General features: G+C 67.2%; 7 protein-coding genes. 2 read left to right on the forward strand and 5 right to left on the reverse strand.

The window, feature by feature from the left end:
* Positions 1-143: 143 nt before the first annotated feature.
* Positions 144-2,606: a penicillin acylase family protein gene (locus VGV37_RS03590; RefSeq protein ID WP_326878245.1), complete on the reverse strand. Its 2,463-nt coding sequence runs from the start codon at positions 2,604-2,606 to the stop codon at positions 144-146.
* A 133-nt stretch (positions 2,607-2,739) separates the two neighbouring features.
* The gene (locus VGV37_RS03595) at positions 2,740-3,330 is read right to left on the reverse strand and encodes a CGNR zinc finger domain-containing protein (protein WP_326878246.1); all 591 of its coding nucleotides are present in this window, start codon (positions 3,328-3,330) and stop codon (positions 2,740-2,742) included.
* Between the two features lie 93 nt (positions 3,331-3,423).
* Between VGV37_RS03595 and VGV37_RS03600 the strand changes: the two genes are divergently transcribed.
* Entirely contained in the window at positions 3,424-4,368 is a 945-nt protein-coding gene (locus VGV37_RS03600; protein WP_326878247.1) for an EamA family transporter, read from the forward strand.
* 177 nt (positions 4,369-4,545) lie between these two features.
* Here VGV37_RS03600 and VGV37_RS03605 read toward each other — a convergent pair whose 3' ends face one another.
* Entirely contained in the window at positions 4,546-5,025 is a 480-nt protein-coding gene (locus VGV37_RS03605; RefSeq protein WP_326878248.1) for a PAS domain-containing protein, read from the reverse strand.
* A 256-nt stretch (positions 5,026-5,281) separates the two neighbouring features.
* On the opposite strand from VGV37_RS03605, the gene VGV37_RS03610 reads away from it, so the two are divergent.
* A complete protein-coding gene (locus tag VGV37_RS03610) occupies positions 5,282-5,470 on the forward strand; it encodes a hypothetical protein (RefSeq protein ID WP_326878249.1) in 189 nt (62 codons plus the stop codon).
* Between the two features lie 91 nt (positions 5,471-5,561).
* Here the strand turns inward: VGV37_RS03610 and VGV37_RS03615 are convergent, their stop codons facing one another.
* Together VGV37_RS03615 and VGV37_RS03620 are read right to left on the reverse strand one after the other, a co-directional pair.
* Positions 5,562-6,596, reverse strand: coding sequence for an iron-sulfur cluster-binding domain-containing protein (locus tag VGV37_RS03615; RefSeq protein ID WP_326878250.1), 1,035 nt, complete (start codon positions 6,594-6,596; stop codon positions 5,562-5,564).
* A 2-nt stretch (positions 6,597-6,598) separates the two neighbouring features.
* The coding region (locus VGV37_RS03620) for an SRPBCC family protein (protein WP_326878251.1) at positions 6,599-6,797 on the reverse strand (199 nt) is incomplete at its 5' end.

The raw sequence follows: 6,797 nt of genomic DNA on the forward strand, positions 1-6,797 counted from the left end.
TATTCACTCAAGCGTGCCGGTGATTTCGTTGCGCGGAAACGGACCACCCGACGATTCGCAGGGCGGATTTCAGCAGAGTGCCGGTTCAAGCCATCAATCCGCCGATCACGCCGCCTTTCAATGCCGGTCACGCGAAGCCGGCGCTATTTCGCCGGCTTCAGCAGAATTCTCGTCTCGGCCGCGGCCTCGATCGCCTTGCGGCTGTAGAGCAGCGGAAAATACGTGCCGTCGAGCCACATCCGGCGCAGGTCGGCATAGTGCGGGTCGTCGGGATTGCCGGATTGCCCCGGATAGTTGACCGCCCGCGATTCGTCCCAGTTGCCCACGTCCAGCACCATGCGGAACGACGGGCCGTTGGTCTGCCGGAAGTCGCTCGTCCGATAGGTCGACTGGTTCGGCGTATAGGGGCCGCCCTGCTTCGCCATCGCGTCCGGCTGCAGCTTCGCCCGCAAGGCGCCGTCGACCGCCTCCATGAGGGGATGCTCGGGCAGGGAAGTTTGCAATTTCCCCCATTGCCAGGCCTTCGCGTCGCCGCCCTGGAGCTTCTCCATCTCGGCATAGGCAGCGCCGAGGCTGGACAGCAGCACATGGTCGCGCCGGGCCTCGACGGTGCCGCCGGCACCGGCGGCCAGCAGCACCTGCGGCCGTTCGAGCGTGTCGAGCACGACCGCGATATCGGGCGCGCCCATGGCACCAACGGCATTCTCCGGCAGGGCCGCGCGCTTGAATTCATCGCCCAGGTGCCGGGTCGTCCAGACCTCGAACAGCGCCGCCTGGGGCGAGGCCGCACCTTCTTCGCCGTTCCAGCCGTGCAGCAGGTCGAGGGCGGCCTGCGTCTTGGCGTCGTCCGACGAGAGCGGCGCCAGCAGCGTCATCAGCCGCCGCGCCGGGATCGACACGATATCGTTCTGGAAATGCTCCGAATCCTCGACCGAGACCTTGTCTTTCGACCGGATCAACTCGTCGAGCCGGGCATGACGCGACCCGTTGGTCCATTCGAAACCCAGCTTGCGCTCGCGATAGGGATAGTCCGCCGGCAGGTTCATCTCGTTCGAGGTCGTGACATAGCCGCTCGGCGGATTATAGGCCGAGGGCAGCTTGTCGCCCGACCAGAACCCGGCCCATTCGTAGCGCCCGTCGCCCGGAACCGGCATCAGCCCGTCCCAGTTGGGCCGGATCGGTGCGAGCCCGCCGGGGATCCAGCCGATGTTGCCCTTGACGTCGGCATAGACCTGATTCTCGGTCGGTGCGCCCCAATGCAGCATCGCCTTGCGGAACTCGGTGAAATTCCGGGCGCGCATGTACGAGATGCTGCCGAAATAGGGCGACATGCCGGGTTCGAACCAGCCCGATCGCACGACGTAGCTGCGATGCTTCCCGGCATCGGTGTAGATCACGGGCCCGTCGCGGGTGAACAGCAGTTCGGCCGTCACCGGGGCGGCGCCCTTGACCGCGATCGCCTCGCGGACGACGCGCATCTTTTCCCAGCCGTCGCGATAGCGGTAGCGATGATCGTCGGCGGGGTCGAGTTCGTGGACGTAAAGATCTTCCTGGTCGATGTTGAAGATCGTCAGGCCGAAGGCGATGGTGCCGTTGTGTCCGATCGAGATGCCCGGCAGCGACGGTTCGCCGGCGCCGATGATGTCCATGCCCGGCGCATTGAGATGCGCGATGTAGCGCAGGCTGGGCGTCGAATAGGCGCGGTGCGGATCGTTGGCGAGAATGGGCCGGCCGGTCGCCGACTTCGACGGCGCGATCACCCAGTTGTTGCTGCCCTCGGACGTCTCTGCCGCGGCGTCGCCATCATCGTCCGACGCGACGCGGGTCGGCATCGACAGGCCGGCGGTGATCGCCGCCTTGGTGATGCGCACGTTCTCCGTCGCGAGCGCGAACACCTTCAGCACGTCCTTGGGCAGGCACGGATCGAGCCCGTCGGGGACCGACGTGTGCCAGGTCGGCTGCAGGCCGAAGCGGATCTCGTCGAATTTCGGTCCGTTTTCCCGGTCGGTCTTGCAGACGGTGTTGGCGCGCGCCACCTCGCTCGTCAGATTCCGCGTCAGCCCGTGGCTGCGGATCCGCACCACATCCTCCGGCTTCCATTTGGCCGGCGCATAGTGCAGCAGCTGGAATTCCTGCGGCAGATCGGCCGGGTGCGCGCCCAGCCAGTCGACATAGGCGTTGATGCCGGCGACGAACTTCGTCGCGATATGCCGGGCATCGGGGGCGTAGGCCGCCCATTCGCGCCCCATGTCGCCGCGATACAGGAACAGGCGCGCCGCGCGATCCTGCTCGACATAGCTCGGGCCCAGCACGGCGGCCAGTTCGCCCAAACCGCGCCGGCGCCACAGGTCGATCTGGAACAGCCGGTCGCGCGCCGCGTTGAAACCCTGCACGAAGAAGGCGTCGTCGGTGCTGGCCGCGTAGATGTGCGGCACACCCCATTTGTCGATCAGGATCTCCGCCGGCTGGTGCAACCCGGCGACATCCAGGGTCCGGGTCGAGGGCGACGCCGTCCCGTCGGCCGCCAGGGCCACGCCACCCGCCGTCGCGGCGAGCGCCAGCGCCAAGCCGCCGCGCACCAGTTGCCTGATAGAGCCTCGAGCCATCGTCATCCTCCCCCTCGGCACCGGCGATCTGATCGATGTCGCCCTTTGCCCAAAACCTTGCGTCAGGGGTCGCGCGACTGTCCATCGACAAGTCGGGCACGGCGCCATGTCGAGAAGGCATGGGCCAGCGTCCTCATCCTTTCCTCTGTGCCTTGATGCGGTCGTAGTGGCGATGCGCCTTCGCGCGATTGCCGCAGTCGCCCATGGAACACCAGCGCCGGTTCTGCGCGCGGCTCTCATCGACGAACAGCCAGCCGCAGCCGCGATCGTCCTGGCACTGCCGGACCCGTGCCGCCCGCGGCCCGGTCATCAGATCGGCCGCCGACAGCGCGACCGGCCACAGCAGGCCGGTCGGGTCCGCCGGCCCCGGGCCCTGCCTCCAGTGCAACCCGGCCAGCCCCGGCTCCAGCCTCATGCCGGCGCCTGCCCGGGCGAGAAACTCGGTGAAGAAGCGCAGGTCGTCCGATGCGGCCTCCCGGTCCTGGATGCGGGCATAAAAGATCTCGTAGATCGATTCCCGGAGCCGGATGGCCGTCACATGGAGCGCCTCGGCCGCCGACGACCCGTCCTCCTCCCGCACCGGATCGGCCAGATCGTTGGCCGCGAGCCAGCCGAGCAGCACGCCGGGCGACCCCAACCGCTCCTCTCCCGGCTGCCGAAGCCGCCAGGCCTTCGTGTTGACGAAGCGGATGCAGAGATCTTCCCGCGTATCGCTCGCATTCATGGAACCGGCCGCTCCTCCCTGGGTTTGATGACAGTATGAAACCCTATAAGGGGTTATAATATGAGTCGACAAACGAAGACCTCAAGGAAGCAGATGATGATCTGGGCGGCCTTCGCCGTCATCTACCTCGTCTGGGGCTCAACCTATCTCGCCGTCACGATCGCGCTCCGCTCCATCCCGCCCTTTCTGCTGATGGGCACCCGTTCGGTCGCGGGCGGGCTCGTGCTTTATGCTTGCGCGCGGCTGTCGGGCGGTCTCGCGCCATCGGCCCGGACCTGGCTGTACGCGACGGGGTGCGGGATCCTGTTCTTCGTCGGATGCCACGGCGTGCTCGCCTATGCGCAGGAACGCGTGCCGTCGGGCATGGCGGCGGTGCTGCTGGCGACCATCCCGTTCTGGATCGTGCTGCTGAAACTCGTCCTGCCCGGCGACGATCGCCCGCATGCAGGCGTTTTGGCCCTGCTGATCCCCGGCATCGCCGGCGTCGGCCTGATCGCGTGGCAGCAGATGTCATCGGTTGGAGAAGGACCGTCGGCGCTCGATATCGCCCTGTTGATCGGCGCGGCCGCCTCCTGGGCGCTGGGCACCGTCTTGTCGGAACGGCTTCAGGCGACATCGCCCGTCGCCCTGTCCGGCATGGAACTCGTAGCGGGGGGCCTGGCGCTGATCGCCATCGGCTTCGTGGCGGGGGAACCGGATGCGCTCGTGCTCGCCGACCTCACGCCGGCCTCCATGCTCGCCTGGGCCTATCTTACGCTCGCGGGAACGATCGTCGCATTCGCCGCCTATGTCTGGCTGCTGAGGCAGGTCTCTCCGCCGCTCGTTGCGACCTACACCTTCGTCAACCCGATCATCGCCGTCCTGCTGGGCTGGGCCGTCCTCGGCGAGCGGCCGACCGTGTCGATGATCGTCGGCGTCGCGCTGGTCGTGGCCTCGATCGCCGGGTTGCTGTGGTTTTCCGGCCAGAAAGCCGCCGCGAAGCACACGGAGGGATCATCCGGACGATGGATCGCGCATGGGCGCTCGACCAGACCGTGACCGATCGCCGGAGACCCGCCGGCACCGCCCCGGGGGAGGAGGCTGCGCTGGTGCCGGCGGACGCTCTGGCTACGCTGCTCCGGGCGTCGCGTCCCGAAGCCTCAGCAACGGCTGAGATCCTGTAAACACCGCTGCGACGAAGTTGGTTCGCGCACGGGTGGCATTAACGACTTCATCTCAGGTGGTTCGCTCCTCGTCGTTGAAGACCTGCGCCGCCAGGATGATGTTCACGTCGACGCCGTCGGCGGACAGCGGCAGGCTCAGCACCTCGCAATGCCGCATCCGATGATCGAGGTCGTTCATCTCGAACCGCCAAAGCAGCGGACGCCGCTCCCGGGTCACCCGCTCGTTGATCGCCATGACCACGTCGCGCACGTCGGTCGACGGCAGCTCGTCCAGATACCGGCCGGTGAAATCGAAACCCCGACGGGCGACGATCAGGCTGCCGATCAGGCGATAGCGGAACCGCAGCGGGTCCCGCGATGCGACCTCGTGCAGGATCACGTTTCCCAGGAGATAGCGAATCTCCTCGGGCAGAAAATCGCGCCGGCTGGGCATCAGCCGTTCGCCGCGCCACCTCAGCCAATCGTCGAGCAGACGGCGCAACCGCGGATTCTTGATCGATTCGGCAAGCTCGCGGAGCGAGTCTGCATCCATGTTCCGGTCTCCGGCAAATGCCGCGCCGCAGGTTCGTTCGACGCTGTCCAACTCTGCCCGGCCCGACGCTGGCGCCGCCCGAGACTGGGTCCATGAGCGCAATCTACGTGATCGGTGCGGTGGGTCCAGCCTCGTTTGTCGAGGGGATACGACGCCAGGAGGCGAGCGAACTCTCTTTTGAAACCCAGGGATTGCAGAACCGGTTCTCGATCCACACCTTTGTGCGGACTACAGGCCGGCAGCGTATGGGGTAAATATGCCCAATTTCAGATTGTATATCCTGAATGGCGACGGCGGCATCGCCGACCGGTTCGACCTGTCCCATTGCCGGACCGAGACGGAGGCATTGGCGGAGATCGAAGCCAGCCATCGCCACGCCGCCTGGGAACTTCGGCAGGGCGCTCGCCTGATCCGCGCTTCCGCCACGACGGAGCCTGCGTGCTAGCGACCGACGATTGGTCGCACGACACGAGCTGGCGCCGCGGCGTGAAGGGAAAGCTGCCTGTTCATGTCCCGGAATCCCGATCGGCCGACAGTCAGTCGGCGAGGCTGATGGCGATGTCGGAGTGCGCACGCGACGAGCAGGCAAGGATGAACCCTTCCGCCTCGTCTTCTGCGCTGATGCCGCCCTGGTGGCGCAGGTCGACGGTGCCGTCGACCATCCTGATCCGGCAGGTACCGCACAGCCCCTGGCCACAACCGCACGGAATGACGACGCCCTGGCGCAGCGCCGCCTGGAGGATCGTTTCGCCCGCATGCATGCCCAGCACGCGCTCGCCGATCCTAAGGGCGAATTCGGGTCCGTCCGCCATCGGGGCCGGCAGCCGCTCGCCCGCCGATGGCTGGCTGCGCGGCCGGAACGCCTCGGTATGGAAATGGTCGGGCGGTCCACCTTCCGCCGCGAAGATGAGCTTGACCTCGTCCATGAACCCGTGCGGTCCGCAGCAGAACGTATCGCGGCGGGCGAGATCGGGCACCGCGACCGACAGCAGCCGGCGGGTCGCGCGACCGCGATAGCCGAACCAGCCGGCGCCCGGTACGGTCAAGGTCACCGCGACCCGAAGGTTGGGCATGCTTTCCTGCAGGCGCACGAGTTCGGCGGCGAACAGGATCTCCGATGCCGCCCGGGCGGTATGAAACCAGGTCACGTCCGCCCGGGGCGTCGTCCGGGCGAGCTGGCGCAGCATCGACATCAAGGGCGTGGCACCCGATCCGGCCGAGATCAGCGCCAGCGGGGCATCGGGCCGCCGCCGAGCCAGGGTGAACCGGCCGAACGGCCGGCGTGCCTCGATCCGGTGCCCGACGGCGAGGTTGCGATGCAGCCAGGGTCCGGCGATGCCTTGGGCATGGGCCTTCACCGTCACCTCGATAAGACCGCCGTCTTCCGGCGCCGAGGAGATCGAGAAGGTTCGCGTCAGCGGCGTGCCATCGACCGACAGTGACAAGGCCAGCGCCTGCCCCGCCTCGTGAGCCATCGGCTGCGACGGTTCGAACACGAAGGTCTTGATCGCGGCGGTCTCCTCGCGGATCGCCCGGCAGGTCAGCGCGATCCGGCCCGTTTCCGGCGGCACCGTCATTCCGCCGCCGCGAGCCGGGGCGTCGGGCCGGCGCAATAGCGCTCGAGCTTGCCCGCATACCAGTCGGAAAAATTCTTCAGCATGAATTCCGACGGCGCGAACGGGCCGGGCCGGTAGGCCGACGAGCGGATGCCGCGATGGTTGTTCTCGGCCAGGCGCCGATCCTGGTCGTTGGTCGCGGTCCACACCTCGGTC

The sequence above is a fragment of the Aliidongia sp. genome (genome assembly GCF_035943795.1).
Taxonomy (GTDB): domain Bacteria; phylum Pseudomonadota; class Alphaproteobacteria; order ATCC43930; family CGMCC-115725; genus Aliidongia.

What these genes read in the sequence shown, in the direction of transcription:
- VGV37_RS03610 (WP_326878249.1), top strand. Translation starts at nt 5,282, where the DNA reads ATGCCCAATTTCAGATTGTATATCCTGAATGGCGACGGCGGCATCGCC.
- VGV37_RS03605 (WP_326878248.1), bottom strand. Translation starts at nt 5,025, where the DNA reads ATGGATGCAGACTCGCTCCGCGAGCTTGCCGAATCGATCAAGAATCCG.
- VGV37_RS03600 (WP_326878247.1), top strand. Translation starts at nt 3,424, where the DNA reads ATGATGATCTGGGCGGCCTTCGCCGTCATCTACCTCGTCTGGGGCTCA.
- VGV37_RS03590 (WP_326878245.1), bottom strand. Translation starts at nt 2,606, where the DNA reads ATGGCTCGAGGCTCTATCAGGCAACTGGTGCGCGGCGGCTTGGCGCTG.
- VGV37_RS03595 (WP_326878246.1), bottom strand. Translation starts at nt 3,330, where the DNA reads ATGAATGCGAGCGATACGCGGGAAGATCTCTGCATCCGCTTCGTCAAC.